The 25,699-nt window shown below is 71.4% G+C and carries 24 protein-coding genes and 1 pseudogene; 10 read left to right on the top strand and 15 right to left on the bottom strand.

Annotated elements, in window-relative coordinates; genetic code table 11:
• Nucleotides 1–28 precede the first annotated feature (28 nt).
• Both ET445_RS06055 and ET445_RS06050 read left to right on the top strand, forming a co-directional pair.
• Complete coding sequence (locus ET445_RS06055; RefSeq protein ID WP_129189764.1) at nucleotides 29–868, top strand: ABC transporter ATP-binding protein; 840 nt, start codon at nucleotides 29–31, stop codon at nucleotides 866–868.
• Entirely contained in the window at nucleotides 865–1,335 is a 471-nt protein-coding gene (locus ET445_RS06050) for a hypothetical protein (protein WP_129189762.1), read from the top strand. The genes ET445_RS06055 and ET445_RS06050 overlap by 4 nt, the downstream gene beginning before the upstream one ends.
• A 158-nt stretch (nucleotides 1,336–1,493) precedes the next feature.
• Here ET445_RS06050 and ET445_RS06045 read toward each other — a convergent pair whose 3' ends face one another.
• The 4 genes from ET445_RS06045 to ET445_RS06030 form a co-directional block, all read right to left on the bottom strand.
• The gene (locus ET445_RS06045) at nucleotides 1,494–2,423 is read right to left on the bottom strand and encodes a 5'-3' exonuclease (RefSeq protein ID WP_129189760.1); all 930 of its coding nucleotides are present in this window, start codon (nucleotides 2,421–2,423) and stop codon (nucleotides 1,494–1,496) included.
• 29 nt (nucleotides 2,424–2,452) lie between these two features.
• The gene (locus ET445_RS06040) at nucleotides 2,453–3,283 is read right to left on the bottom strand and encodes an MBL fold metallo-hydrolase (protein WP_129189758.1); all 831 of its coding nucleotides are present in this window, start codon (nucleotides 3,281–3,283) and stop codon (nucleotides 2,453–2,455) included.
• Between the two features lie 79 nt (nucleotides 3,284–3,362).
• The gene (locus ET445_RS06035) at nucleotides 3,363–4,217 is read right to left on the bottom strand and encodes a 3-hydroxyacyl-CoA dehydrogenase (RefSeq protein ID WP_129189757.1); all 855 of its coding nucleotides are present in this window, start codon (nucleotides 4,215–4,217) and stop codon (nucleotides 3,363–3,365) included.
• Nucleotides 4,218–4,276: 59 nt separating this feature from the next.
• A complete protein-coding gene (locus ET445_RS06030) occupies nucleotides 4,277–4,768 on the bottom strand; it encodes a MarR family winged helix-turn-helix transcriptional regulator (RefSeq protein ID WP_129189755.1) in 492 nt (163 codons plus the stop codon).
• An 81-nt stretch (nucleotides 4,769–4,849) separates the two neighbouring features.
• Here ET445_RS06030 and ET445_RS06025 point away from each other — a divergent pair, with 81 nt between their 5' ends.
• On the top strand, nucleotides 4,850–5,521 hold the full coding sequence (locus tag ET445_RS06025) for an FUSC family protein (protein WP_341769742.1): 672 nt from the start codon (nucleotides 4,850–4,852) through the stop codon (nucleotides 5,519–5,521).
• Nucleotides 5,467–5,880, top strand: a complete 414-nt coding sequence (locus ET445_RS18435; protein ID WP_341769741.1) for a hypothetical protein — start codon at nucleotides 5,467–5,469, stop codon at nucleotides 5,878–5,880. Before ET445_RS06025 ends, ET445_RS18435 begins: the two co-directional genes overlap by 55 nt.
• A 25-nt stretch (nucleotides 5,881–5,905) precedes the next feature.
• Here the strand turns inward: ET445_RS18435 and ET445_RS06020 are convergent, their stop codons facing one another.
• The 4 genes from ET445_RS06020 to ET445_RS06005 all read right to left on the bottom strand — a co-directional run bounded on the left by ET445_RS06020 (nucleotide 5,906) and on the right by ET445_RS06005 (nucleotide 9,115).
• The gene (locus tag ET445_RS06020; RefSeq protein ID WP_129189752.1) at nucleotides 5,906–6,136 is read right to left on the bottom strand and encodes a hypothetical protein; all 231 of its coding nucleotides are present in this window, start codon (nucleotides 6,134–6,136) and stop codon (nucleotides 5,906–5,908) included.
• Nucleotides 6,137–6,191: 55 nt separating this feature from the next.
• Nucleotides 6,192–6,896, bottom strand: a complete 705-nt coding sequence (locus ET445_RS06015; protein ID WP_129189750.1) for an alpha/beta hydrolase family protein — start codon at nucleotides 6,894–6,896, stop codon at nucleotides 6,192–6,194.
• Between the two features lie 21 nt (nucleotides 6,897–6,917).
• Complete coding sequence (locus ET445_RS06010) at nucleotides 6,918–8,030, bottom strand: carboxylate-amine ligase (protein ID WP_129189748.1); 1,113 nt, start codon at nucleotides 8,028–8,030, stop codon at nucleotides 6,918–6,920.
• 134 nt (nucleotides 8,031–8,164) lie between these two features.
• On the bottom strand, nucleotides 8,165–9,115 hold the full coding sequence (locus ET445_RS06005) for an NADP-dependent oxidoreductase (RefSeq protein WP_129189746.1): 951 nt from the start codon (nucleotides 9,113–9,115) through the stop codon (nucleotides 8,165–8,167).
• 113 nt (nucleotides 9,116–9,228) lie between these two features.
• Here ET445_RS06005 and ET445_RS06000 point away from each other — a divergent pair, with 113 nt between their 5' ends.
• On the top strand, nucleotides 9,229–10,800 hold the full coding sequence (locus ET445_RS06000; RefSeq protein ID WP_129189744.1) for a molybdopterin-dependent oxidoreductase: 1,572 nt from the start codon (nucleotides 9,229–9,231) through the stop codon (nucleotides 10,798–10,800).
• A 523-nt stretch (nucleotides 10,801–11,323) separates the two neighbouring features.
• Nucleotides 11,324–11,791, top strand: coding sequence for a hypothetical protein (locus tag ET445_RS05995; RefSeq protein ID WP_165314312.1), 468 nt, complete (start codon nucleotides 11,324–11,326; stop codon nucleotides 11,789–11,791).
• 7 nt (nucleotides 11,792–11,798) lie between these two features.
• Here the strand turns inward: ET445_RS05995 and ET445_RS05990 are convergent.
• The 3 genes and pseudogenes from ET445_RS05990 to ET445_RS05980 form a co-directional block, all read right to left on the bottom strand.
• Nucleotides 11,799–13,494, bottom strand: a pseudogene (locus ET445_RS05990) (amidase).
• An 86-nt stretch (nucleotides 13,495–13,580) separates the two neighbouring features.
• Nucleotides 13,581–14,615 carry an agmatine deiminase family protein gene (locus tag ET445_RS05985; RefSeq protein WP_129189740.1) on the bottom strand — a complete coding sequence of 345 codons (1,035 nt, stop codon included), beginning with the start codon at nucleotides 14,613–14,615 and terminating at the stop codon, nucleotides 13,581–13,583.
• Complete coding sequence (locus tag ET445_RS05980; protein ID WP_129189738.1) at nucleotides 14,612–16,153, bottom strand: purine-cytosine permease family protein; 1,542 nt, start codon at nucleotides 16,151–16,153, stop codon at nucleotides 14,612–14,614. The genes ET445_RS05985 and ET445_RS05980 overlap by 4 nt, the downstream gene beginning before the upstream one ends.
• A gap of 84 nt (nucleotides 16,154–16,237) precedes the next feature.
• Here ET445_RS05980 and ET445_RS05975 point away from each other — a divergent pair, with 84 nt between their 5' ends.
• Entirely contained in the window at nucleotides 16,238–16,942 is a 705-nt protein-coding gene (locus ET445_RS05975; protein ID WP_129189736.1) for a TetR/AcrR family transcriptional regulator, read from the top strand.
• A 42-nt stretch (nucleotides 16,943–16,984) separates the two neighbouring features.
• Here ET445_RS05975 and ET445_RS05970 read toward each other — a convergent pair whose 3' ends face one another.
• Nucleotides 16,985–17,383, bottom strand: coding sequence for an MmcQ/YjbR family DNA-binding protein (locus tag ET445_RS05970; RefSeq protein ID WP_129189734.1), 399 nt, complete (start codon nucleotides 17,381–17,383; stop codon nucleotides 16,985–16,987).
• A gap of 138 nt (nucleotides 17,384–17,521) precedes the next feature.
• Here ET445_RS05970 and ET445_RS05965 point away from each other — a divergent pair, with 138 nt between their 5' ends.
• Together ET445_RS05965 and ET445_RS05960 are read left to right on the top strand one after the other, a co-directional pair.
• Entirely contained in the window at nucleotides 17,522–21,073 is a 3,552-nt protein-coding gene (locus tag ET445_RS05965) for a TM0106 family RecB-like putative nuclease (RefSeq protein ID WP_129189732.1), read from the top strand.
• Nucleotides 21,074–21,173: 100 nt separating this feature from the next.
• The gene (locus tag ET445_RS05960) at nucleotides 21,174–21,455 is read left to right on the top strand and encodes a glutaredoxin family protein (RefSeq protein WP_129189730.1); all 282 of its coding nucleotides are present in this window, start codon (nucleotides 21,174–21,176) and stop codon (nucleotides 21,453–21,455) included.
• A gap of 54 nt (nucleotides 21,456–21,509) precedes the next feature.
• Here ET445_RS05960 and ET445_RS05955 read toward each other — a convergent pair whose 3' ends face one another.
• Entirely contained in the window at nucleotides 21,510–22,511 is a 1,002-nt protein-coding gene (locus ET445_RS05955; RefSeq protein ID WP_129189728.1) for an LLM class F420-dependent oxidoreductase, read from the bottom strand.
• Between the two features lie 82 nt (nucleotides 22,512–22,593).
• Here ET445_RS05955 and ET445_RS05950 point away from each other — a divergent pair, with 82 nt between their 5' ends.
• Entirely contained in the window at nucleotides 22,594–22,974 is a 381-nt protein-coding gene (locus ET445_RS05950) for a hypothetical protein (RefSeq protein WP_129189726.1), read from the top strand.
• On the opposite strand, the gene ET445_RS05945 is transcribed toward ET445_RS05950, so the two are convergent.
• Complete coding sequence (locus ET445_RS05945; protein ID WP_129189724.1) at nucleotides 22,959–24,158, bottom strand: baeRF11 domain-containing protein; 1,200 nt, start codon at nucleotides 24,156–24,158, stop codon at nucleotides 22,959–22,961. The two genes, ET445_RS05950 and ET445_RS05945, sit on opposite strands and share 16 nt — an antisense overlap.
• Nucleotides 24,159–24,294: 136 nt before the next feature.
• A complete protein-coding gene (locus ET445_RS05940; RefSeq protein WP_129189722.1) occupies nucleotides 24,295–25,635 on the bottom strand; it encodes a DUF4407 domain-containing protein in 1,341 nt (446 codons plus the stop codon).
• Between the last annotated feature and the right edge of the window lie 64 nt (nucleotides 25,636–25,699).

Here is a 25,699-nt window from a genome sequence, read left to right as displayed (position 1 = left end):
TCGCGTCGGCATCTGCGACACTGTCGTCATGCCGGATGCCCCACCCGTCCTCGAACTCGACGACGTCGCGTTCCGCCGCGACGGGAAGACGATCCTCGACGCCGTGTCGTTCACTGTGCGCGCGGGCGAGCACTGGGCGCTCCTCGGTCCGAACGGCGCGGGCAAGTCGACGATCCTCGGCCTGTGCGGCGCGCACACGCACCCCACCTCGGGCGCCGTCCAAGTCCTCGGCGACCGCATCGGCCGCGTGGAACTGCAGGCGCTCCGCCGCCGTATCGGGCATGTGGACCCGAGGCATCCGCTCACGAGTCCGCGCACCGTGCGCGAGGTCGTGCTGACGGGCGTGACGGGCACGATCGAACTGCCGCTGCGCTGGGAGCCGACCGCCGACGAACTCGACCGCGTCGATGCGCTCGTCGACCTCCTCGGCCTCACGGCCAGGCGCGATGCCCGCTGGCCGACCCTCTCGCAGGGCGAGCGCGGCCGCGCGCTCATCGCCCGCGCGCTCGTGTCCGACCCCGAGCTCCTCCTCCTCGACGAGCCGTCGACGGGCCTCGACGTCGCCGCGCGCGAGCAGCTGCTCGAGACGATCGACGACCTCGAGCACTCGCATCCCGACCTCGCGTCGATGCTCGTGACCCACCACCTCGAAGAGCTGCCCGCGTCGACGACCCACGCGCTCCTCATCTCGCACGGCCGCATCGTCGCCGCGGGGCCGGTCGACGAGGTCGTCACGACCGAGCACGTCGCGGCCGCGTTCGAGCATCCCATCGTCGTGGGGCGCGAAGACGGACGCTGGTGGGCGCGGGCCGAGCGCCGCCCGCGTCTCGTCGGCGCCGCGGCCGTCACCGCTGGAGCCCGCTCGTGAGCGGCGAACCGCCGGTCTGGGGCGGCGGCGCACTCGACGAAGGCCCTCTGTGGTCGGGACTCATGGCGTGGACCGGGCTCGTGCTCGGCATCGGCGCGATCGCGCTGGCCGTCTTCGCACCGCTCGGCGCGTCGCCCGCGGGCATCGCATGGGTCGCGGGCTTCGGCGTGCTCGCGATCTGGTTCGGGTGGGCGGGGCGGCTCGGTTTGCGTCGGCGCGCCGCGGAGGCTTCGGCTGCGTCGGATGCCTCGCCCGGGCTGGATGCCACGCGGCGTGCGCCGCTCGGCGCGGCCGCGGGGCTCGTGGGGGCCGTCCTCGGCGTGATCGTCGTCGTGCTGATGTTCTACGCGTGGATCGCCGTGACGGCCGCCGACGGCGGCGTGCAGCTGCCGATCCTGCCCGCGTGGCAACCGTCCGTCGAGGCGCCGACGCCGGGCGAGGTCGCCGCGCTCGTGCGCTCGCACTGAACGGACGGCGCTCGACCCCACCCGGTTTGTCGGACATCGGCCCGTTTGTCGGACGTGGAGCACCAGATGTGTCCGACAAAGGGGCCGATGTCCGACAAACCCGGGGAGTGGGTGCGGCGGGAAATGGGGGCGGGGGGGAGAGGGGAAGAGGGCAGGGCTCAGCCGCGGTCGAACGCCGCGATGACGCGCGCGACCGACGTGCCGAGGTTCCACTCGGTCGCGAGGGCTTCGAGCCGCTCGCGCCGCTCGCCATCGATGGGGCGGATGACGTCGTCGACTTCGGGCAGGTCGAGATCGCGCACGACCTCGACGACCTTGGGCGCGACGTCGAGGTAGTCGCCCGCCGCGAGGAGCTTCGCCCGCACGCCGGCAGACATGCCGGGCGCGCCCGACTCGGCCGCCGCACGGATGCCGTCGAGGTCGACGAACGTCTGCAGTAGACCGGCCGCGGTCTTCTCGCCGACGCCCGCAACCCCCGGCAGCCCGTCCGAGGCATCCCCTCGCATCGCGGCGAAGTCGGCGTACTGCTGCGGCAGCACGCCGTACTTGCCGACGACGACCGCGTCGGTCACGAGCTCGAGGTTGCTCATGCCGCGCGCCGTGTAGACGACCCGCACACCCGCGGCATCGTCGACGAGTTGGAAGAGGTCGCGGTCGCCCGTGACGACGTCGACGGGCGCGGATGCCCCGGTCGCGAGCGTGCCGATGACGTCGTCGGCCTCGTGCTCGGCCTTGCCGACGATCGGCACTCCGGCGAGCGCGAGCGTCTCGCGGATCATGGGGATCTGCGCTTCGAGCGGGTCGGGCACCTCTTCGACGTCGGGTGCGGGGCCCGCGACGACCTCGGCGACGCGGTGCGCCTTGTAGCTCGGGATGAGGTCGACCCGCCACGCCGGACGCCAGTCGTCGTCCCAGCAGGCGACGATACGGGTCGACTCGAACTCGGTCGTGAGCCGCGCGATCATGTCGAGGAGCCCCCGCACGGCGTTCACGGGCGTGCCGTCGGCCCGGCGGATCTTGTCGGGGATGCCGTAGAACGCGCGGAAGTACAGCGAGGCGGTGTCGAGGAGCATGAGTCGGTCGGCCACGTGCCCATCGTTCCACGAGATGTCGCGACTCACACCTCGGCCGATACGCCTCCGTCGAGCCACGTGACCCGGTCGCGCACGTCGGGCCCCGAGGCGTCCAGCACGCGCTCGGCGGCCTCGCGCGGCTCGCGGAAGTGCGACCACTGGTCGCAGTGCACCGGAACGACGCGGCGGGGACGCAGCAACCCGACGAGTTCGGCCGCGCCCGAGGCATCCATCGTGAACTTCAGACCCCCCGTGATCGGGAACCTCACGGCGCCGATGTGCACGACCGCGACGTCGACGTCGAGCCGCGACGCGGCGTCGCGGAGGCCGTCGTACATGACGGTGTCGCCCGTGACCCAGACGGATGTCTCGGGCGCGTCGCCGACCGAGATCGCGAACCCGATCGCGGCCCCCGCGATGGGCCGCGAGAACTTCGGCCCGTGCCGTGCGGGCGTCGCCGTGACGGTGAGCGGTGGCCGCCCCAGATGCTCCTCGCCCGTCTTGCCGCCCTCGGGCGCGATCTCGGCCGTCTCCCACGGCCGCAGTCCGACGACGTGCTCGAGCCCTGCGAACGCGCGCAGGCGCTTGCCGCCGGGGAACGTCGTGATGACCTCGCCCGCACTCGGGAGCATCGCCTTCCCGGCATCGTCGAGATTGTCGGCGTGCTGGTCGTGGCTGAGGAGCACGACGTCGATGGCGCCGAGCTCGGCGAGCGGCAGGTTCGGGCCCGCGGTCTTGACCGACGAGGTGCCCCAGCCGAACGAGTACTTCCGCCCCGGCGGATCGAACGTCGGGTCGACCAGGAGCCGCCAACCCGCCAGCTCGATGAGAAGCGTCGGTCCGCCGATGTGGGTGAGGATCGGGCGATCGGCCATGGCGCGATCGTACGACGATGCCCCGCCCGGGCGATAGACCCGGACGAGGCATCCGTCATGCGTTTCTCGCGCGCGACGCTCAGCGGTAGCTGTAGAAGCCCTCGCCCGTCGCGACGCCGAGCTTGCCCTGGTCGAGGTACTGCTCCTTGACGAGCTTCGCGAACGCCTGCTGCTTGGGGCCGCCCATCGCCGACACGTTGTACGCGGTCGTGAGGCCGACGACGTCGAAGATCTGGAACGGGCCGAGGGGTGCGCCCGTGCCGATGCGCCAGGTCTTGTCGACCGTGGCGGGGTCGGCGATGCCGTCGACGAGGAGGTCGCCGGCCGCGCCGAGGAGCGGCACGAGGAGCGAGTTCAGCACGTAGCCGGCCTTCTCCTTCTTGATCTCGATGGGCTCCATGCCGGTCGAGCGGGCGAACTCGACGACCTGCTCGTACACCTCGGGCGAGGTCTCGGACGTGCCCATGATCTCGGCGGTGTTCATCGCCCACACGCGGTTCGCGTAGTGGAGGGCGAGGAAGCGGTCGGGGCGGCCGGTCGCGGGGGCGAGCATCGACGGGAGGAGGGTCGACGAGTTGGTCGCGAAGACGGTGCGCTCGGGGGCGACGGCGGCGAGCTTCGTGTAGGTGTCGATCTTGATCTGCGGCTGCTCGGGCACGGCCTCGATGACGAGGTCGGCGTCCTTCACGGCGTCGGCGAGGTCGCTCGAGAGGCGGATGCGCGTGAGCGCCTCGTCGGCCTTGCCGTCGGCGGCGCCCGGCACCTCGACCTTGTAGACGGCGGCGAGCTTCGCGAAGCGCGCTTTCGCGGCTTCGATGGCGGCGTCGTCGATGTCCCACGCGACGACGGGGTGGCCGTGGTACGCGGTCTGGAACGCGATCTGGGAGCCGAGGACGCCCGTGCCGAGGACAGTGACGTTGGTGAGTGCGGTCATGTGTGGGTCTTTCTGGTTCGGGTTCGGGTTCGGGTTCGGGTGGACGGGGGGCGGATGTCTCAGGCCGACGTGTTGCGCGGACGCGCGCCCGTCGGGGTCGACGTGAACCGCGCAAGGTCGTGCGCGAAACGGGCGACCTCTTCGTCGGTCCAGTCGTGGAGCACGTCGTCGACGACGTGCTGGAGGATGTCGATGCCGTCGTTGTAGGCGGCCCGGCCCGCTTCGGTGAGCTGGAGCGGCCGGCCGCGGCCGGCCCCCGCTCCCTGAGCCGGACGAAGGGCATCGCCTTCATCCGCCTTCTCGCACACGATGCCGAGGTTGACGAGGTTCGCGAGTTGCCTCGACACCGTCGAGCGGTTGAGCCGGAATGTCGACGCGATGTCGACGGCACGGGCGCCGTCGTGATCGGCGATGTAGGCGAGGATCGACTGGTCGGTCATGCTCAGCTTCACGCGCGCGGTGCGGGCGTCGGCGATGCCGCGACGAGAGATGACGATGAGGTCGCGGAGGATGCCTGAGGCGTCGGCGCCCCGCCTTGAGAGGCCCATCATCGAACCCGCTTACGTTGCATAATGCAACGGTACGCCTACGTGTTGCCTTTCGCAACTGTTGCAGCAGACTAGCGTGGAGCCATGGCGATCGCGACCGCGTTCCGGGCGTCGACCCGGCTGCCGCTCCTGCAGATCCTGAAAGCGGCCGCCGCGACGATCGCCGCCTGGCTCATCGCCGGTTGGCTCATCCCCGGCCCGCTCCCCGTGTTCGCCGCCATCGCCGCCCTCCTCGTCGTGCAGCCGAGCGTCAACCAGTCCTTCGGCAAAGCCGTCGAACGAAGCGTCGGCGTCGTCCTCGGCGTCGTCGTCGCGAGCCTCCTTGCACTCGTGTTCGGCACGGCCTACTGGGTCGTGCTCGTCGCCGTCGTCGCCGCCATGCTCATCGCGTGGGCACTCCGCATGACCCCCGGCACCTCGAACCAGGTCGCCATCAGCGCCATGCTCGTCCTCGCGCTCGGCGGCGCCACCCCCGGGTACCCGGTGCAGCGCATCCTCGAGACGCTCATCGGCGCCGTCATCGGCATCATCGTCAACGTGCTCATCGTGCCGCCCGTCGCGATCGAACCCGCCCGACGCGATCTCGCGCTGCTCGGCGGCGAGCTCGCCGCCTCCCTCGAACGCCTCGCGAACGCACTCGAACAGCCGAGCTCCCCGCCGACCTGCAGGCGCTCCTCATCGAAGCACGCCTCATGCGTCCCATGCGCGACAAGGCCGATGCGTCGATCGCCGCGGGCGAGGAATCGCTCACCTTGAACCCCCGCCGGGGCGCGCACCGCGGCGAACTCGCCGACCAACGCGCCCTCCTCTCGAAGCTCAGCCCCATCGTCACCCAGGTCGTCGGCATGACGCGCGCCGCCGTCGACCTCTACGACCCCTCGCTCCACGAAGAGCCGACCGTCGCCGCGATCGCCGAACAGTTGCGCCGAGCCGCCCACGACGTGCGGCTCGCCGTGCACCTCGCGGACGTCGACCCCGAACCGATGACGTCGGCCATCCCCGCGCTCACGTCGCCGCTCGTCATCGCGCCGCCGCGGTCGGGCAACTGGATCCTGATCGGCTCGATCACCGAAGACCTGCGGCGCATCCGTGAGGAACTGCTCGACGAGGAGTGAGCAGCGCGGCCGCGCTCGCGTCAGCTCAGCAGGTCGCGAACCGCGAGCCCCACTCGAACCCGCACTCGCGGCAATCGAAGACGGGCGCATCGTCGATCGTGAACGCGTCGCGGTCACCGGATGCCTCGACCTCGAAGTCGAGCGGACCGTAGACGATCGCCCGCACCGACGCAGACCCGCAGCGCGGGCACGGATCGTGCTCGACGCGGGCGATCTGCTCGGTGTTCTCGGGCTTCGACCGGAGCTGCTGGACCATGCCCCGCACGATACGCCGGGCCTCCGACATCGGCGGCAGCCGGCCCCGCGGGTCGCTACCCGACCGACGTGCCGTGCCGATCGACGAACTCGGCCACGCGCGGCGCAAGCCCAGCACCGATCTCGTCGGCCGGCCGCTTCCTGCCCTTGACCTCGAACGAGTGGTTGCCGCCGTCGATCCACTCGAGCACGGCGTTCGCGCCGACACGCGCGACGACCTCGTCGAGTTGCGCGTTCGGCACCGCGAACGGGTCGTTCGTCCCCTGCAGGAACAGCATCGGCAGCCGCACGTCAGGGAGGTGCTCGTCGCGCGGCTTCTCGGGCTTGCCCGGCTGGTGCAGCGGATACCCGAGGAAGACGAGCCCCGCGACATCCAACCCGCGCTCTTCGGCCGCCGCCATCGACGCCATGCGCCCGCCGTACGACTTGCCCGCCGCCCAAACCTGCTCGCCCGGCGCGCCCGCCTCGGCGGCGAGCTCGTGCGCCCGCGCCACGATCGCACGCCACGCGTCGATCGCCTCCTGCGGGCGGCCCGGCATCCGCCGCCCGCGCGCCCGATACGGGAAGTCGAAGCGGATCGTCGCGAAGCCCGCCTCGGCGAGCGCGCGCGAGAACCCCGTCAGGAACGGATGCTCCATGCCCGCGCCTGCGCCGTGCGCGACGACGACCGTGGCCCGCGCGCCCGGAGGGCGCTGGGCGACCGCGGGGATCGCCGTGCCGTCGACGTCGATCGCGAACGGGATCTCCTCGGGGGTGCTCATCGCTCCATCGTGCCGCAGGCGTCAGGCGACGGATGACTCGGGGTCGCTCGACACCCCGCGGGCGAGGAGTTCCCCGAGCGCACCGGTCCCGCCCCGGCGGAACGCCGCCCGCTGCCGGGCGGCCCCCGTGCCGACCTGTCGGAGCCGGGCGAGGTACTCGGCGACCGTGGCAGTGTCGCCCGACGCGTCGAGGTACGGCCCGATCGCGTCCCACAGCCGGTCGAGCACGACGCGCGCCTCGACGAGTCCGCCCTCGACGGGGTCGTACAACCGTGCCCGCAGGCCCGCGTGGGCGGAGTGCATGACGGCCGCCGAGAGCAGTTCGGGCGGGATGTCGACCTCTTCGGGCACCCGCCCTTCGGTCGCGAGCGCCCGCTCGACGAGCGCACGGCAGCATGCCGCGACGAGCAGGGAGTCGGCGGCGTCGAGCTGCGCGTCGGCCATCCGGAACTCGACCGTGGGCAGGTGCTCGCTGAGCCGCACGTTCCACGCGATGAGTTCGACCTCGGCCATGCCGCCGAGTCCGAGGATCCGGCTGATGCGCCGGTCGTAGTCGCGAGAGCTCGCGAACCGCGGCGGCGAGCCCGCCGTCGGCCAGCGTCGGAGCTGCACCGTGCGCCAGCTCTCGTAGCCCGTGTCGTAGCCTCGCCAGAACGGCGAGTTGCCCGTCATCGCCGTGAGCAGGGGAAGCCACGGCCGCACCGAGTTCAGCGCGATGACGCCCGCCTCGCGGTCGGGCACGCCGACGTGCACGTGCAGGCCGCTCATCTGGTGGTCGGCGATGAGCCCGTTCATGTCGCGCACGATGCGCTCGTACCGGGGCTGGTGCGTGATCGACGGGAACGGCAGCGCGTCGGGCGGCGTGCCGACGCCCGCGACGATCACCCCGAGCGAGTCGGCCTCGGCGGCGAGCTTGCGGCGGAACGTCGTGAGCGCATCGCGTGCGACCCCGAGATCGGTGAACACGACCGACGCGTGCTCGATCTGCGATGCGAGGAACTCCTGGTGGGTGATCGCCGCCCACTCCGGATCAGCCGCCATGCCCGCGTAGACCCGCTCCGCGACATCCGCCGGTCTGAGCGTCGCCGGGTCGAGGAACATGAACTCCTCTTCGATCCCGAATGTCGTCCGCATCTGGCCCCCGCTCGTCAGCCGGCTTCGTCTTCCTTTCGAGCCTCAGCGATCGTCGCGGCCCAGTCAACCGGTTGCGTGACGGGGGCGTTACGTGCGGGAGACGTTTGAGGCACGGATGTCTCGGGGTCGCCCCGTCACGGCAGCAGCACGATCTTGCCGCGCACGTGCCCCGTCTCGCTCTGGCGGTGCGCCTCTGCGGCGTCGGCGAGCGGGTAGCGGTGGGCGATCTCGAGGACGAACTCGCCGCGCGCCGCGAGGTCGGCGACGAGTCCGATGGCCTCGTGCCGCCACGCTTGTTCTTCGGCGGTGAGCGGAACGGGGCTTCCGCCGCCCCACGCGCGGATGCCGAAGTCGGCGGCGCGCGCACCCTGGACGATCGTCGCGACCCGGTCGTGGTCGGCGACGAGCGCCTTCGACACCTCGATCGCCTCGTCGGTGCCGACGCCGTCGACGGCGACCGTGATGCCGCCGGGCGCCGCTTCGCGCACCCGCTCCTCGAGGCCGGGGCCGTAGGTCACAGGGATCGCGCCGAGTTCGCGGAGGTGCGCGTGGTTGTGCTCGCTCGCGGTCGCGACGACCTGTGCGCCGACGCGGCGCGCGAGCTGGATCGCGGCCTGGCCGACGGCGCCCGATCCGCCGTGCCAGAGGAGGGTGTCTCCCTCGCCGACGGCGAGGGAGCGGAGGACTTGGTAGGCGGTGCCGACGGGCACGGGGATGGCGGCGGCCTGCTCCCACGAGAGTCCGGCAGGCTTCCGAGTGAGGGATGCCTCGCGCGCGACGATCTCGGTCGCGTACGCGCCTTTCGCGCCCGCCACGATGACCTCGTCGCCGACTTGCCAGCCGTGCGCGCGTGCCTCGTCGCCGACCGCCGAGACGACGCCCGCGGCATCCGTCCCGATTCCACGGTAGCCGTCGAGTTCGGGGCTCGACCGCTTGCCCGACCGCAGCTTCCAATCGATCGGGTTGACGCCGACGGCATGCACGTCGACGACCACTTCGCCCGCCGCGGGCACCGCATAGGGCGTCTCCCGCAGTTCGAGCACTTCGGGCCCGCCGAGTCGGTCGTACTGGATCGCGTGCGGCATCGTCGTCCTCCGTCTTGTGCAGGTGCTGGCTCGTGCGGGGCCCGCATCCGACCCCCCGAGAACCAGCCTAGATTCGGATGCCGCGTGGCGCGCCCCGGTCTACGCTGAACGTCATGCGCGGCACCGCCCAGCGTTCCACCCCGTGGTGGAGGCCCGCACTCGCGGGTCTCGCCGCCGCGCTCGCCGCCGCGGGAGCGGGTCAGCTGACGGCCGCGCTCGTCGCGCCCGAGTCGGGTCCGTTCGAGGTCGTCGGGCAGGCGCTCATCGACCTCGCTCCGAAGTGGGCCAAGGATGCCGCGATCACGCTCTTCGGCACGAGCGACAAGTTGGCGCTCCTCACGGGGATCGCGATCGTCCTGCTCCTCGTCGCCGCGGCGGCGGGCGCGCTCGAGGCTCGGCGTCCGCCGTGGGGACGGGTCGTGTTCGGGGTGCTCGCGTTCGTCGGTGCCGTCGCCGCGACCACGCGTGCCGACTCGGGCCCGCTCGCGATCGTGCCGTCGGCCGTCGCGGGTCTCGTGGGGGTGTTCGCGCTCCAGCTCATCGTTGCGCGGCTGCCCGAGGCATCCGCCGCTCGATCCTCCCCGCCCGATCCCTCGGGTACCGAGTCCACGGGACCCGACCGCCGCCGCTTCCTCGCCTGGCTCGGCGGGACCGCCGCCGTCGGCTTGCTCGCCGCGCTCGGCGCGAGCGCCCTGCAATCCGGGCGTCATGCCGTCGACGCGCTGCGCGCCGCCGTGGTCCTCCCCCGCGCTGCCGCGCGGGCGACGGTTCCTCCCGGGGCGGAGCTGAAGGTCGACGGCATCAGCCCGCTCCTCACGCCCAATGCCGACTTCTACCGGATCGACACCGCGCTTCGCGTGCCGGAGGTCGACCCCGCCACGTGGACGCTCCGCATCCACGGCATGGTCGATCAAGAGGTCATGCTCACGTGGGACGAGTTCCTCGCATTGCCGTTCTCCGAGTCGACGACGACGCTCGCGTGCGTGTCGAACGAGGTCGGCGGCAACCTCATCGGAAACGCCGTGTGGCTCGGCACTCCCGTACGCGACCTGTTGAAGCGCGCCGGACCGAGCAGCGACGCCGACATGGTGCTGTCGCGGAGCATCGACGGCTTCACGGCGGGCACCCCGATCGAGGCGCTCACCGATCCGGGCCGCGAGGCGGTGCTCGCGGTCGGCATGAACGGCGAGCCGCTGCCGCTCGCACACGGCTTCCCGGTGCGGATGGTCGTGCCGGGCCTGTTCGGATACGTGTCGGCGACGAAGTGGCTGACCGAGCTCGAGGTCACGCGCTTCGACAGGGTGCACGCGTATTGGACCGACCGGGGCTGGTCGGAACGCGGCCCCGTGAAGCTGTCGAGCCGCATCGACGTTCCCCGGCAGGGTCAGCAGCCATCGGCCGACCGCGTCGTGCTCGCGGGCGTGGCGTGGTACCAGCACGTCGGCGTGCAGGCCGTCGAGGTGCAGCTCGACGACGGCCCCTGGCGCGAGGCGGAGCTCGCGACGGCGATCTCGGCAGACACGTGGGTCCAGTGGCGCTACGAGTGGACGGATGCTTCGCCCGGCACCCATACCGCGCGCGTGCGCGCCGTCGGCTCCGACGGCCAGGTGCAGACCGCCGAGCGGCGCCCGCCCGCCCCCGACGGCTCGACGGGCCTCGACGAGCGCGCCTTCGACGTCGCGTGATTCCCGCACTCCCCCTTCCGCCTTCCCATCTTCCCGCCTTCCCGCGTTCCCGCCTTCCGGCCTTCCTGCCCTCCCGCCCGTCCACCGCTCCTCCCCACCGCCGCGAGGGCACCGTGATTCCCCCTTCTTCGCCGAGCGAGGCGCACACCCGGGCCGAGCGGGAGAGGCTTCCTATGCGGCGACGGCCGGCACTTCGGCACCGCCCGATGGAGCTTCTTGGTCCCACGCGACACTGCGCCGTCGACCCTTCGGCGCTCCGGCACTTCGGCACCGAGCCGCGAAGACAAAAACGCTCTCTGGGGGTGACCTGGAGGCGGGCAGGGCACCGAAAGGTGAGGGTCGTAGCCGGGTGCCGGGGCGGGGGCGATGCGACCAGGCAACAGGCAACAGGCAGGCAACGGGCAACAGGCAACAGGCAACAGGCAACAGGCAACAGGCAACAGGCAACAGGCAACAGGCAACAGCGGCGCATCCGCCCCTGGCGTCCGTTGACGAAGAGGAATTGCGATCCGGAGGCGATCAAGTGGGCACGACCGAGAAGACGATCAAGATCGATGAGCCGACGGCGAGGCTCGTCGACGATCTCGCATACCTGTTCCGCTCGACGAAGAAGTCGATCGTGCGCGATGCGATGCTCGAGTTCGCGGCTGCTCGACGCCCCGAGCGGGAACTCGCCGCAACGGAAGGGCGCGTGACGATCGACTCGCTCACGTTGCGCGAACGCCTTGCGCTGCGACGACCTGAGCTCCTGCGGGAGTTCGCCCGGAACGACGCGACCGAGGTTCGCGTCTTCGAGCTCGACGTCGCAGACGCCGAGCCCGTCCTCCTGGTCGTCACCGACGTCGTCGCAGGGAACGGGGTCGAGGTCATCCTCGAGGAGGTCGCTCGAGGCATCCTGCTCATGCCGATCGAGGTCATCTCGATGACCCGAATGCGGCTTCGGACGCCCGAACGGCTCCCTGAGCTCTACGCGCGGTCGCGGCCGCTTTGACGGGCTCCTACGGGAGTCGCGGCGTGCGCGGAGGCTCGGTGCGGCGTGAGCCGGTCGCCTCGAAGGCGGCGGCGAGGGTCAGGAGTTCGGTGTCGTCGTAGGCGCGGCCCGCGAAAGTGAGGCCGACGGGCATGCCGATGTCGGACATCGTGCCCATCGGCACCGTCACGGTCGGGATGCCGAGGTGGCGGGGCACGAGGTTGCCGTTGGCGACCCACACGCCGTTGCGCCAGCCCAGGTCGGCAGAGGCCTCGTTGACGTCCATGTCGGCGGGCGCGACGTCGGCGACCGCGGGGAACACGACGGCGTCGAGGCCGAGTGCATCCATCCACTCGTCGAGGTCGACACGGCGGGTCGCTTCGAGCCCCGAAGGCCGCCCTCGAGTTCGGGGATGTCGGTGAACGAGTCGACCGGGTGCCGACGCACGTGCTCGGGGTACTCCGCGATGTCGTCGTCGAAGCCCGTGTACCGGTCGGGCAGGGCACCCTCGGGGTGCGGGAAGATGCGCGCACCGTCGACCTGCGCCAGAGCGTCGAGGGCGGGGTCGCCGTTCGCGCGCAAGAAGTCGTCCCATGCCCACGCCGAGAGGTCGACGATCTCACGGTGCAGGTACTCGGGCGTGACGAGCCCGCGCGTCGCGATCGTCGGCGCGCCCGGACGGTCGCCCTCGTAGTTCGACACGACCGGGAAGCCGACCTCGACGACCACGGCGCCGGCGGCTTCGAGATCGCGGCGTGCGGCCTCCCAGAGTTCGACGACCGACTCACGTGTATCGATGCGCCGACCCGTCGGGCCGCCGATGCCGACGTGGTCACCCGTGCCCGCGAGCGGGTCGGCGTTGACGTACATGCGCGGCACGCCGAACCGCTTGCCCGAGAGCGAAGCGCGTGCGGCCGAGACATCCGCCGGTCGCAACGCCGGGTATGACGCGGGCCGCACCTCGGAGGCTCGGGGCAGCTCGATCCACGGCTGTGCGCGCCAGAAGTCCCCCGCGTCTCGGCATCGTCGGCGACGATGACGTCGAGCACCTCGAGGAGGTCGGCCATTGTGCGGGTGTGCGGGACGACGACGTCCATCGTGGGCACGAGCGGCCAGTTGCCGCGCACCGAGATCACGCCGCGCGACGGCGTGTACGCGCACAGCGCGTTGTTCGAGGCGGGTGCGCGCCCGCTCGACCACGTCTCTTCGCCGAGCCCGAACGCCGCGAACGACGCCGCGGTCGCCGTGCCCGACCCGTTCGACGAGCCCGATCCGAACGCGGCCGTGAGGTACGCGGCGTTGTAGGGCGACTCGGCCCGGCCGTACACGCCGCGCTGCATGCCGCCGTTCGCCATGGGCGGCATGTTCGTGAGTCCGAGGCAGATCGCGCCCGCGGCACGGAGCCGCTCGATCGTGAACGCGTCGCGCTGCGCGACGAGATGCTCGAAAGCGGGGCTGCCCGCTGCGGCGGTGAGCCCCCGCACGAGGTAGCTGTCTTTCGCCGTGTACGGGATGCCGTCGAGGGGGCCGAGCACCTCTCCGCGCGCGCGGCGCGCATCGGAGGCCCGGGCCTCGGCGAGCGCGTCGGGGTTCTCGACCACGAGCGCGTTGAGCGCCGTCCCCGTGCCGGGCCGGTCGTACGCCTCGATTCGGGCGCGGTACGCCTCGACGAGTTCGACGGCGGTCGTCTCACCGCGTTCGAGCGCGGCGCGGAGGTCGGCGATGGACGCCTCGACGACATCGAACCCGCCCGCCGGTCGAGTAGGCCGCGACGAAGGAGCAGCCGCATCGAGACCTTCGCCACCTTGCGTCACCGCGCGACCGCCGGCTGCTGCTGCGTGATGCAGTGGATGCCGCCGCCGCGCGCGAAGATCGGCCGCGAGTCGACCGTGACCGCGCGGCGCCCGGGGTAGACGGCTTCGAGGATCTCTCGGGCGCGCGCATCGGCCTCGGGCTCGCCGAACCCGCACGCGATGATGCCGCCGTTGACGACGAGGTGGTTGACATAGCTCCAGTCGACGTAGCCATCGCGGTCGAGGATCGCATCGGGTGCAGGCAGGTCGATGATCTCGAACCGTCGGCCGGCGGCATCGGTCTGGTCGGCGAGGAGCTCACGGAGCTCGCGCGCGATCTCGTGGTCGGGGTGACGGGGGTTCCGCTGCTCGTGCAGCAGCAGCGTGCCGGGCGACGGAATGGTGGCGACGATGTCGACGTGCCCGTTCGTGCCGAAGTCGTCGTAGTCGCGCGTGAGGCCGCGCGGCAGCCAGATCGTCTTCGTCGTGCCGAGCGTGCGCGCGAACTCGGCCTCGACGCGTGCCTTGTCGGCGAGCGGGTTGCGCCGGGGGTCGAGCTGCACGGTCTCGGTCGCGAGCACCGTGCCCTCGCCGTCGACGTGGATGCCGCCGCCCTCGTTGACGAGGAGGCTCGACACGAGCTCGGCACCGACCTCGCCTGCGACGATGCGCGCGTGCTCGGCCGACTTCTGCCACTGCGACCAGGCGGGAGCGCCCCAGCCGTTGAAGATCCAGTCGACCGCGCCGAGCACGCCGGGCCGATCGTCGTCGACGACGAACGTGGGGCCGTGGTCGCGCATCCAGAACTCGTCGACCTCGGCGACGAGGATCTCGATGTCGCCGCCGAGCATGCGGCGGGCGCGCTCGACCTCGGAAGGGTCGACGACGACCGTGACGGGCTCGAACGCCGCGACGGCGTGGGCCACGGCGGCCCAGGCCGAGTAGCCCTCTTCGCGTTCGGCGGGGTGTTCGCCGAGCGTCAGCCCCTCGCGCGGGAACGCCATCCAGGTGCGCTCGTGGCGCGCGGTCTCTGCGGGCATGCGCCAGGTCATGCGAGCACCTCCGATTCGAGCGGGGCGGATGCCCCGGGGTCGGCTTCGAGGTCGGGCGCGGCGGATGCTCCCGACTCGCCCTCACGGCGAGTCTGCCCGTTCACGGCGTCGGGGCGAAGCATCCGATCGCGATACGGGTTGGTCGTGAGCCAGAGCACCGCATAGATCGCGCCGCCGATGACGGGGGCAAGGAGCGCCGAGAGGTCGGCGCCGCCGAGCGCTTGTGCAATGGGACCGACGTAGAGCGTCGTGTTGGCCATGAGCACTGCGAGCGTCGTGCCGACGACCATCGCGACGATGCCGGGCCAGTACCACCCTCCCGAGTACCAGAACGGGCTGCCGGGGCGCTCGTCGTTGAGGGCGACGCCGTCGTAGCGGTTGCGGCGGAGGAAGATGTCGACGGCGTAGACCGCGACGAGCGGGCCGAGGACGGTGACGCTGAGTTCGAGCGACGCGTTGAGCGTGTCGAGGAAGCTCGGGGCGATGAACACGAACCACCACGCCGCCGCGGTCGCGAGGACACCCGTGACGACGACGGTCGTGGCTCGAGAGAGCTTGACGCCGAGTCCTTGGGCGTAGAGCCCGGTCGAGTAGGCGACGAGCACGTTGTTCGTGATCGACCCGAGCACGACGATGCCGAGGAAGATCGGCGTGAACCACGACGGGACGATCTCGGCGATCGCCGTCTGCGGATCGGTCATGTCGATCGAGGTCGCCGCGACGATGCCGAGGCCGCCGAGGACGACCGACGGGATGAAACCGCCGAGCGCGCTCCACCAGATGACGCCGCGCTTGGGCGTCGAGCGCGGCAGGTATCGCGAGTAGTCGGCGCCGGTGCCCCACGAGAGCGGCCCGGCCGCGATGATCGCGTAGCCGAGGAGGATCGCCGCCCAGTGCTCGCCCGTCTCCATCGGAGCGGGCGTGTACGAGAAGTCGGCCGCGCCGAAGATGAAGACCGCGGCGACCGCGAACGCCGCGGCGAGCGCCGCCGAGAACCAGGGCGCGAGCTTCAGGATGGTCGCGTGGCCGTACACGCTCAGGACGAAACTCAGGACGGCGACGACGCCGAGGACGATCCATTCGGCCCACATCTCGAGCTCGATGCCGAGCAGGGCGAGCATGGCGTTGGCGGCGAGCGTCGCGACGGCGATGTTGATGATCTCGTAGAAGAGACCGATCGCGACGCCGAGTCCGCCGCCGAAGACGCGGTTGCCGCGGATGCCGAACATCGCGCGCATGACGGTGACGCTCGGCGTGCCCGAGGCCGGCCCGCTGACGGAGAGCCAGCCGACCGCGAGCCACCAGACGTTGCCGACGATCGTGATGACGATCGCCTCTTGGACGGAGAGACCGAGGAGCATGAGCACGCCGCCGAGCACGAAGTACAGGTAGATGACGTTGGCGCTCATCCACACCCAGAAGAGCTCGCGCGGACGCCCGTGCCGCTCGGCGTCGGGCACGAAGTCGATGCCGTGCTGTTCGACGTGACCGGCGCGGTCGGTGGTCGGTGCGAGGGTGGCCTCGGCGTCGTTGCTCATGGCGTGCTGCTCTCGGATCGGGGACTCGATCTGTATTGATCATGCGATCAATAATTGAGGTGACGCTACATAGACTGGGGCGCGATGTCAAGACGATCGATCGATCCGGCGGAGCTGCCGACCGAGTCGCCTGCTGAGGCTGCGCTCGCAGCGGCGGTTCAGGTGCGTGCCCGCGCGGCCCGCAAGCCGCCCGAGGTCAGGCGCGCCGAGATCGCGGACGCCGCGCGGTCGCTCGCGCTCGAAGCGGGCCTCGCCGCGATCACCCTGCGCGCCGTCGGCGCGCACGTGGGCGTCGCCCCCGCCCTCGTCGCCCACTACCAGCCCAACATGGATCAGCTCGTCGCCGACACCTTCACGGCGATCGTCGCGGCCGAGCTCGACGAGGTCGACGCGCTCGTGCACGAGCGTCACGACCCGGCCGCGCAGCTCGCCGAGCTCCTCGCGACCGTGCTCGACGACGTCCGCGACGACGTCACGCTCGTGTGGGTCGACGGGTGGGCGATCGGCCGGCGGAACGCGCGGCTCGCGCAGGCGGTCAGAGGCCAGATGGATGCCTGGCAGCGGCTCGTCGAGGGCATCCTTGCTGACGGCGTCGCGGCCGGACGGTTCGAGACCGACGACCCTGCGACGGTCGCCCGCCAGCTCCTCGGCATGCTCGACGGCCTCAACGCGCACGCCCTCGTGCACTGGGGCGAGGAGGCCTACCGGGGGGCGCTCATCGCGCGCGCGGTCGAGGGGATGCTCGGCGTTCCGCGCGGCACCCTCGACGCGCGGCCGGCCGCAGAGTAGCGGCGCGAGACATCCGCTCGATTCGAGACATCCGCTCGCGCGTCAGAGACCGGATGTCGCGTGCTCGCTGAGCCACGCACGCGCGACCTTCACGGGCGCCATCGTGAGCCAGGCCTCGGCGACGAGCTCGACGAGGCGGCCGTCGGCGATGCGGTCGAGGCGCACGAGGATCGCGGGCCAGCCGTCGAAGTGCGGCACGGTGAAAAAGACGTCGGGGTCTTCTTCGATGAGCGCGAGCTTCGTGCCTTCGTCTTCGACGCGCACGCCGAGCACGGGGCCTGGCTGCCCGTCGAGGCCGAGATGCGCGAGGTCGACCTTGCGCAGCGGCCGCTCCCACACGAACCCCTTGTCGTGCACGCGCCAGTGCGGCGACCCGAAACTCACCTTCTCGGCGGTGTCGGGGAAGCTCAGCGCGAGCCGACGGACGCCCTCCCAGTCCATGGCGGCAAGCGTAGTCGCGACGGGCGACAGAGCGGCGGATGTCTCGTGCCACGCGCGTTTCGACGTCGATGTCGGCGGCGGCGGATACGGTGAAGTCGTTCCGGAACCCGACCGGACCGACCCGACAGGAGGCGCCGCATGTTCGTCGTCGACGGCGCCGTGACCACGAGCGCGAGCGACCTCAAGAAGGCCTCGGACTGCGAGTTCGCGTTCCTCCGCGAACTCGACGTGAAGCTCGGGCGCGAAACGCTCTTCGCGAAGGACGACGACGCCATGCTCGCCCGCGCGGGTTCGCTCGGCACAGTCCACGAGCTGCAGATCCTCGAGCGCTACCGCGAGCGATTCGGCGACGGCGTCGTCTCGATCGAGCAGCCCGACGTGCGCGACGTCGAGGCGGTCGCCGCCGCCGTGGCCGAGACGCGGGCGGCACTCGAATCGGGCTCGCCGGTCGTCTACCAGGCGACGTTCGCCACCCGGGGGTTCATCGGCTTCGCCGACTTCCTCGTCCGACGCTCCGACGGCCGCTACCGCGTGCAAGACGCCAAGCTCGCGCGGCACGCCCGCGTCACGGCGCTGCTGCAGCTCGCGGCGTACGCCGAGCAGCTCGATCGGCTCGGCATCCCGTGCGACGACACGGTCGAGCTCCTCCTCGGCGACGGGTCGACGAGCGAGCACCGTCTCGACGACATCCGACCCGTCTACCTGCAGCGCGTCGCGCGCCTGCGGCAGCTCGTCGACGAGCGGGTCGCGGCCGACGGTCCAGTCGAGTGGGGCGACCGCCGGTACGCGCACGACGGCCGCTGCCCGACGTGCGAGCTCGAGGTGCAGGCGCACCGCGATGTGCTCCTCGTCGGGTCGCTGCGCACCACCCAGCGCGAGCCGCTCGCGGCCGCGGGCATCACGACGATCGACGAGCTCGCCGCGTCGCACGGCCCGGTACCCGGCATGATCGATTCGACGATCGATAATCTCCGCGCGCAAGCGCGGCTGCAACTCGAGCACGAGGCCGCACAGGCCGAGGCCGAGGCATCCGGCACCGGCTCGCCCGACGATCCGCCGCTGCCGCCGCCCGTCGAGGTGCGCGAGGCACGCGCCCTGTCGGCCATCCCCGAGCCGAACCCCGGCGACCTGTTCTTCGACTTCGAGGGCGACCCGCTCTACACCGAGGGCGAGGGCGGCGAGTGGAACCTCGACTACCTGTGGGGGTGGGTCGACGAGCGAGATCAGTACACGGCACTGTGGGCCCACTCCTTCGCCGAAGAGCGCGACGCCCTCGTGCGGTTCCTCGAACTCGTGAAGCTGCGTCGTCAGGCGAACCCGGGGCTGCACATCTACCACTACGCGAGCTACGAGCGCACGCACCTGACGTCGATCGCCGCCCGCCACGGCATCGGCGAGCACGACGTCGACCAGCTCCTCGCCGACGGCGTGCTCGTCGACCTCTACCCCATCGTCAAGCGCGGCGTACGGGTCGGCAGCAGGTCGTACTCGATCAAGAAGCTCGAGCCGCTCTACATGGGCACCGAACTGCGCGAGGCCGACGTCAAGTCGGGCGGCGACTCCATCACCGAATACGTCCGCGCACGGCAACTCGGCGAATCGGCCGACCCCGCCGACCTCGAGGAGTCGCGCCGTGTGCTCGACGACCTCGCCGACTACAACCGGTACGACTGCGTCTCCACCCGCCGCCTTCGCGACTGGCTGCTCGAGATCGCACGGCGCGAGCGCGTCGCGCCCGTCCCGAACGACTTCCTCGCCGAAGCATCCGGCAAGGTCTACGAGCCGTCCCCGCTCGCGGTCGAACTGCGTGCGCTCGCGGGGCCCGCAGAGCCGGGCGCTCCGCGCGACGCCGATCATGAAGCGCTCGCGCTCGCCTCCGCCGCGATCGACTACCACGCGCGCGAGTCGAAGAGCTTCTGGTGGGAGCACTTCTTCCGCGCTGATCAACCCGTCGACTCGTGGGAAGACAACCGCGAGGTGCTCATCGTCGATCCCACGCGGTCGCGTGTCGTGCAGCCCTGGTACACCGAAGACCGGTGGACGAAGCCGCGCCGCGAAGTCGAGCTGTCAGGTCGCGTCGCGCCGGGATCGAAACTCGGCGTCGGCTCCGACGTCTTCCTCTTCTACGACTGGCCCGCGCCCATGCCGTCGCAGTCGCGACGGCCCGGCGACCGAGCGTGGACGAACGCCAAGATCATCGAGGCCGACGACGAGCGCGTCGTCGTCGAAGAGAGCGGCGACCCCGATATCGAGTGGACGGCCCTGCCGATGGCGATCGCCCCGGGGCCGCCGCCGCCGACCAAGGCGCTCGCCGAGGCGATCGCGGAGTGGGCGTCGGTCATCCCGCGCACCCACCCCGACCCTCCCGCGAATCCCGCGATGGACGTACTCCGCCGACGACCGCCGCGCATCGTCGACCGCGATCCGCTGGCGCCCGTCACGACCGCTCACGACTACACCGCCGCGGTCGTCGCCTCCGTGCGGCGCCTCGACCGTTCCTATCTCGCGGTGCAGGGCCCGCCCGGCACCGGCAAGACCTATGTCGCCTCCCATGCGATCGCCCGGCTCGTCGCCGACCACGGGTACAAGATCGGCGTCGTCTCGCAGTCGCACGCAGTCGTCGAGAACGTCCTCGACGCCGTCGTCGGAGCCGGGCTCGACGCCGCGCTCGTCGGCAAAGCCTTGAAGTCGGGTGACGACTCCGCCGCGCACCGCTTCACGAGCTTCGCCAAGAAAGACGGCATCGTCGACTTCATCGCCCAGCAGTCCGCCGGGTACGTCGTCGGCGGCACCTCGTGGGACTTCTGCAACGTGCGACGCATCCCGCGCGGGTCGCTCGATCTCCTCGTCATCGACGAAGCGGGGCAGTTCTCGCTCGCGTCGACGATCGCGGTGTCGGTCGCCGCCCGCAACCTGCTGCTCCTCGGCGACCCGCAGCAACTGCCCCAGGTGAGCCAGGCGATCCACCCCGAGCCCGTCGACACGTCGGCACTCGGCTGGATCGCCGACGGCCATGATGTGCTGCCCGACGAGTTCGGCTACTTCCTCGCCGAGAGTCGCCGCATGCATCCTGCGATCTCCGCCCCTGTCTCGAAGCTGTCGTACGAGGGGGCGCTCGAGTCGAACGTCGTCACGTCGCTTCGCGACCTCGAGGGCGTCGCGCCCGGACTCCGCGCCATCCCCGTCGCGCACGAGGGCAACACGACCTACTCACCCGAAGAGGCCGAACAGGTCGTCGAACTCGTCCGCGCGCTCCTCGGCCGACGCTGGACCGACGCGACCGACGGCGACGACGGGCCTCGACAGAAGGCGCCCGCGCCGCTCGCCCAGACCGACCTCATCGTCGTGACCCCGTACAACGCCCAACTCTCGACCGTCCGCGAGGCGCTCGACGCCGCCGGCTACACCGAGGTCCCGGTCGGCACGGTCGACAAGTTCCAGGGGCAGGAGGCCGCCGTCGCGATCATCTCGCTCGCGGCGTCGTCCGCGGCGTCCGCTCCGCGCGGGATCGAGTTCCTGCTCCTCAAGAACCGACTCAACGTCGCGATCTCGCGGGCGAAGTGGGCGGCGTTCCTGCTCTACTCGCCGGGGCTCCTCGACGCGCTCCCGCGCAAGGCCGAAGGCGTCGCACAGCTGAGCGCGTTCATCCGGCTCGTCGGGGCCGACGTGCACACGCCCACGGCGGGGTGAACCGGCTCTCGTCGAGGCGCACCTGCCCCGGAGCATCCGCCGACCACGAGGCATCCGGCACCTGGGAATACCGCACAGGGTACCGACGTAGGGTATTCGCATGACCATCGCTTCCCCCGCGCTCACCCCTGCCCGCATCACGATGTACGGCGCCGACTGGTGCGGCGACTGCCGCCGGTCGAAGGCCCTCCTCGACCGCCGCGGCATCGACTACGACTACGTCGACCTCATCGCGACCCCCGAGGCCGCCGACACCGCGAAGGCCATCTCGGGCCGCACGAACATCCCCGTCGTGATCTTCCCCGACGGCGAGCACTTCACCGAGCCGAGCGACGCCGAGCTCGGCGCGAAGCTCGACGCGTACGCCGAGGCGGCCGCGTAAGCCCAAGCGGCCGCGCAAACCTACGGCGCAGGCGCCTGCCGTGCGCGCGCACGCTCACCCGAGCGCGGGGATGACCTCGCGCTCGAACAGCTCGATTCCGGAACGGTCGTACGCCGCTTCGGGGAAGTAGTGGATCGCGTATCCGAGCCCGGCGTCGCGCGCGGCCGAGAGCCGGTCGACGATCTGCTGCGGAGTGCCGACGAGGGCGCCCGCCTCGGACCGGAACGCGGCGAGGTACCGGGCGGTCCCGTCGGGCCCGAGGTACGGTGCCACGCGCGCCTCGACGGCGGCGAGCCGGCGCTCGACGTCGGCCGCGTCGGTGCCGATGATCGTGTTGAAGTTCGCCGACCGCGTGATCGAGTCGAAGTCGCGCCCGAGGCGGTCGGTGTGACCGCGGAGGATCTCGCTCTTGCGGGCGAATTCCTCGATCCCACCGTAGAAGTTGGTGTAGGACGCGTACTTCGCCGCGATGCGGAGGGTGACCTTCTCGCCGCCGCCCGCGATCCAGATGGGGATGCCGCCGGGCTGCAGGGGCTGCGGCTGCACGATCGCGCCGTCGACCCGGTAGTACTCGCCGTCGAGGGTCGCGCTGCCGGTCGTCCACGCCTGGTGCATGATCTCGACGCCTTCGCGGAGCATCTTGAGTCGGTCGGGCACGTCGGGGAATCCGTAGCCGTAGGCCCGCCATTCGTGCTCGTACCAGCCGCCGCCGATGCCCATCTCGACGCGGCCGCCCGAGATGAGGTCGGCGGTCGCGGCGACTTTGGCGAGGTAGGCGGGGTTGCGGTAGCCCATGCACGTGCACATCTGCCCGATGCGGACGCGCGAGGTCGACGCGGCGAACGCGTTGACGAGCGACCAGGCTTCGTGGGTGGCCTCGGTGGGGCTCGGCACAGGGGTCGTGTGGAAGTGGTCGTAGACCCAGATCGACTCCCACGGGGAGCCGTCGCGGTCCGCCGCGGCGGCGACGCCGTGCATCACCTGCCACTGTTCGGCGGGCGCGATGCCCACGAGGTCGTACCGCCAGCCTTGAGGGACGAACATTCCGAAGCGCATGGTCACCACCCTAGAACGATCATCGGATGTCTCGGGGCCAGCCCTGAGGCATCCGCCGCCCTTCGTCCCTAGCGTCGGGGACATGACCCAGAACACGCTGCACTGCGAATTCCACGATTCGGGGTTCCGCGCGACCGCGATCCGGTCGTGCGGCAGTCGGCTCATCCGCGTCGCGGGGGCCGGGCTCGCGCCCTCCGCCGGCTGGAGCCTCGAACTGACCGCCGCGAACCCCGGTGTCGTCGCCCATCCCGAGAGCCTGTGGCTCGGCCTCACCGAGCATGCCCCGGCCGACGGCCGCGCACGTGTGCGCACGGCCGTCCCGGTCGAGGCCATCATCGAGGACTCCGACGCGACCGAGATCGTCGTGCGGTTCGGCTGGCGCGATCCGATCACGGTGCCCGTGATCGAGACCGACGTGACGATCCCGGCGGGTACGGCGCGGCGCGCCTACGCGAGCGCGTAGCGCAGTTCGGCCATCGCAGGCCCCGCCCAGTCCTCTCCGGGAAGGTCGTCTCCGCGGACGGTGACGACTTTGCCGCCCTTGGCGATGACGAGCAGCGCGAGCTGCGGCAGCAGGTCTCCGGCGCGCGTGCCGTCGGCGAGCGCGTCGCCCGAGCCGTGGTCGGCGGCGAACTCGATCGCGCCGGAGTCGCGATCGAGGGTGCCGTTGACCGAGGTCGTGAAGTCGAACCAGAACCGTTCGACGGCGCCGTCGGCGGCTTCGCGGGCGATCGCGGCGAGGTCGCGTTCGACGCGTCCGGCGCTGCCCTCCGCGAGCGCGTGCAGTTGCGTGACCGCCTCGCCGATGTTGAGCTTCGCGAGCTGCAGTCGCAACGCCTCGTCGATCTCGGCTGCGGTCAGCCGGTCGGAGCCTCCCTGCACCGCGATCACGCGACGTGCGTTGCGGGCCCGGTCGATGAAGAGGCTGAGGAGCGGCTCGGCCGCGAACACGAAGACGGGCACCTTCTCATCTGGGTCGAGCTCGTAGAGCGCGTGGCGCACGACGTCGATGATGCGCTTGGCGTAGAGGTCGAGGAGGGTCTTCTTGCCCTCGTCGCCCGTGAGCCGGCTCGCGCCGCCCTGGCTCGCGGTGCCGCGCTGCGATCCGCGCGGGCGCTCCTCGTTGGGCTCGCGGTTGGTCGCCTCGTCGAGGTTCGAGATGCCCTGCGTGTTGACCTCGATCTTCGCGGCGCGGCTCGTCGGCGTCGCGTGCCAGAGCGCCCACTCGTGCGCCGAGACGGTGACGGCGAATGCTTCCTGGTCTTGGCTCGGCGCCCGCAGGAGCTGGCCGAGCGTGAAGTGCGACCCGACGTGCACGGCGTCGTCGAGTCGGTTCGGGAGGATGAAGACCTCCTCGAAGTCGATCGAGACGAAGATCGCCAACGACCGGGCGAGTCCGCCCCACAGCTGCTGGTCGGCGAGGATCGCGTCGCGGCGGGCGCGGAGCGCCTCGATCTCGGCCGCAGACGCGCCACCCTGTTTGACCTGCTCGATCGCTTCGTCGAACGCGCTCTTGACGGCCACTTCGGCGCGTTCGCGTTCGGCGACGACCGGTGAGGTCGACGCGTAGATCGAGATCGCCGGATGGTGCGCTCCGGCGAGTGCCGCGAAATCGGCGGCAGTGGGCAGCTCGTAGTGAACGCTCATTCGTTCCTCCCCCGGGGAAAGCTCGCGCACCGCGACGGCGGTGTCGCATCCCCCAAGCCTATGAAGGCGGCGACCGTTCCGACAGTCCCAAGGTGATGCATTCGAGACATCCGGATGTCTCGAGACACGCCGCCGCTCAGCGAGCCTCCGTCGGTGCGCCCTCGACGTCGCGCTCCCACGCGCGCACGGCGCGTGCCGCGATGAACGGTGCGCGTTGCTCGCCCCACTCGTCGACGGCCGCGAGTTCGGCCTGCTCCTGCGCGGCGACGAACGCCTCGGCGACGCGCTTGCCCGACTCGCGCTGGAGCCCCGCGCGGTACTCGGCGACGTCCACCCTGGGCGCGACCTCTTCGCGGACGGTGCGCAGCCGCTCGGCGGCGCGCTCGCGCTCGGTCGCGACGGTCGCGTCGTCGACGACGCGCGCGACCTCGTCGTAGGCGGTGGGGGCCATGAGGTTCTGCAGGGTCTTCGTGAGGACGGGCATGAGTTCGACGCACACGAAGAGGAGCGCGATCATGAGGTGGGCGAAGCCCAGCATGGGGTTCCGCTCGCCGATGCGCGAGAGGGCGTCGAGCCGGGCGAGCATGCCCGTCGACTGGTCGGCCGCCGCGTCGTACCGGGCGGACTCGAGGTCGCGAGCGGCGGTGAGCCGGTCGAGGTCGGCCTGGTCCTTCGCGAGCTGCTGCTGCGCCTGCGTCACAGCTGTCGTGGCTCCCGCGGCGATGCGCGCTTCGGCCTGAGCCTTCGCGTCGGCCTCGGCCGCCTTCGCGGCGTCGAGGGCGGCGAGCTTGCCGTCGCGATCGAGCTTCTTCGACTGCGTGATGGGCCCGTCGCCGACGATGCCCGTGCCCTCGGTGCCGTCGAGCTCCGACAGCCAGACCCGGTTGGCCTCGTCGTACGCGGCCTGCGCGGCGGCCGTCGCGGCTTGGGCGGCGACGTAGTCGGGGTCGGCGCCGAGGGCGTCGCGGCCGCCGTCGGCGATCGTCGCCTTCGCTGCGGCGACGCTCGCCTCGAGCGCCGGGATGTCGGCGTAGCGGGCGTCGTTCGCCAGTTCCTCCTCGAACGCCTGCTTGGCCTCGAGCGTCATGACCTCGGTCTCGGCCGTGATCTCGCGGTCGAAGACCTGCAGGGTGAGCGGCGTCGCGACGACGACCCCGATGACGAGGGCGAGCGCGATGCGCGGCAGCGCGAGGAGGATGTTCGCCCAGGCGCGCGGCTGCCGCGGCATGCCGACGACGAGCATGCGGTCGATCGCGAGGATCACGAGCCCCCACAGGACGCCCACCGTGATCGCGACCCAGAGCGGCGCGGTGAGCGCGATCGCGAGGGCGAACGACGCGGAGGCCGCCGAGACGGCCGCGGTCGCGATGAGCACGAGGCCCATGGCGAGGTAGCGCGGGCGCTGCGCGGGCGCGAGTTCGAGGATGTCGGGGCGCGCGCCGCCGAGGGTCGCGAGTTCGTCGCCGAGCCGGCTCATAGGCCCCTCCCACCTGACCAGGACTCGCCACGATACTCCCGACGGCCGACGAGGTCACTGGGGG

It is taken from the genome of Agromyces protaetiae (assembly GCF_004135405.1).
Classification (GTDB): domain Bacteria; phylum Actinomycetota; class Actinomycetes; order Actinomycetales; family Microbacteriaceae; genus Agromyces; species Agromyces protaetiae.
Note: the sequence above shows the minus strand (reverse complement) of the source record. Positions and strands in the feature narration are given on the sequence as shown.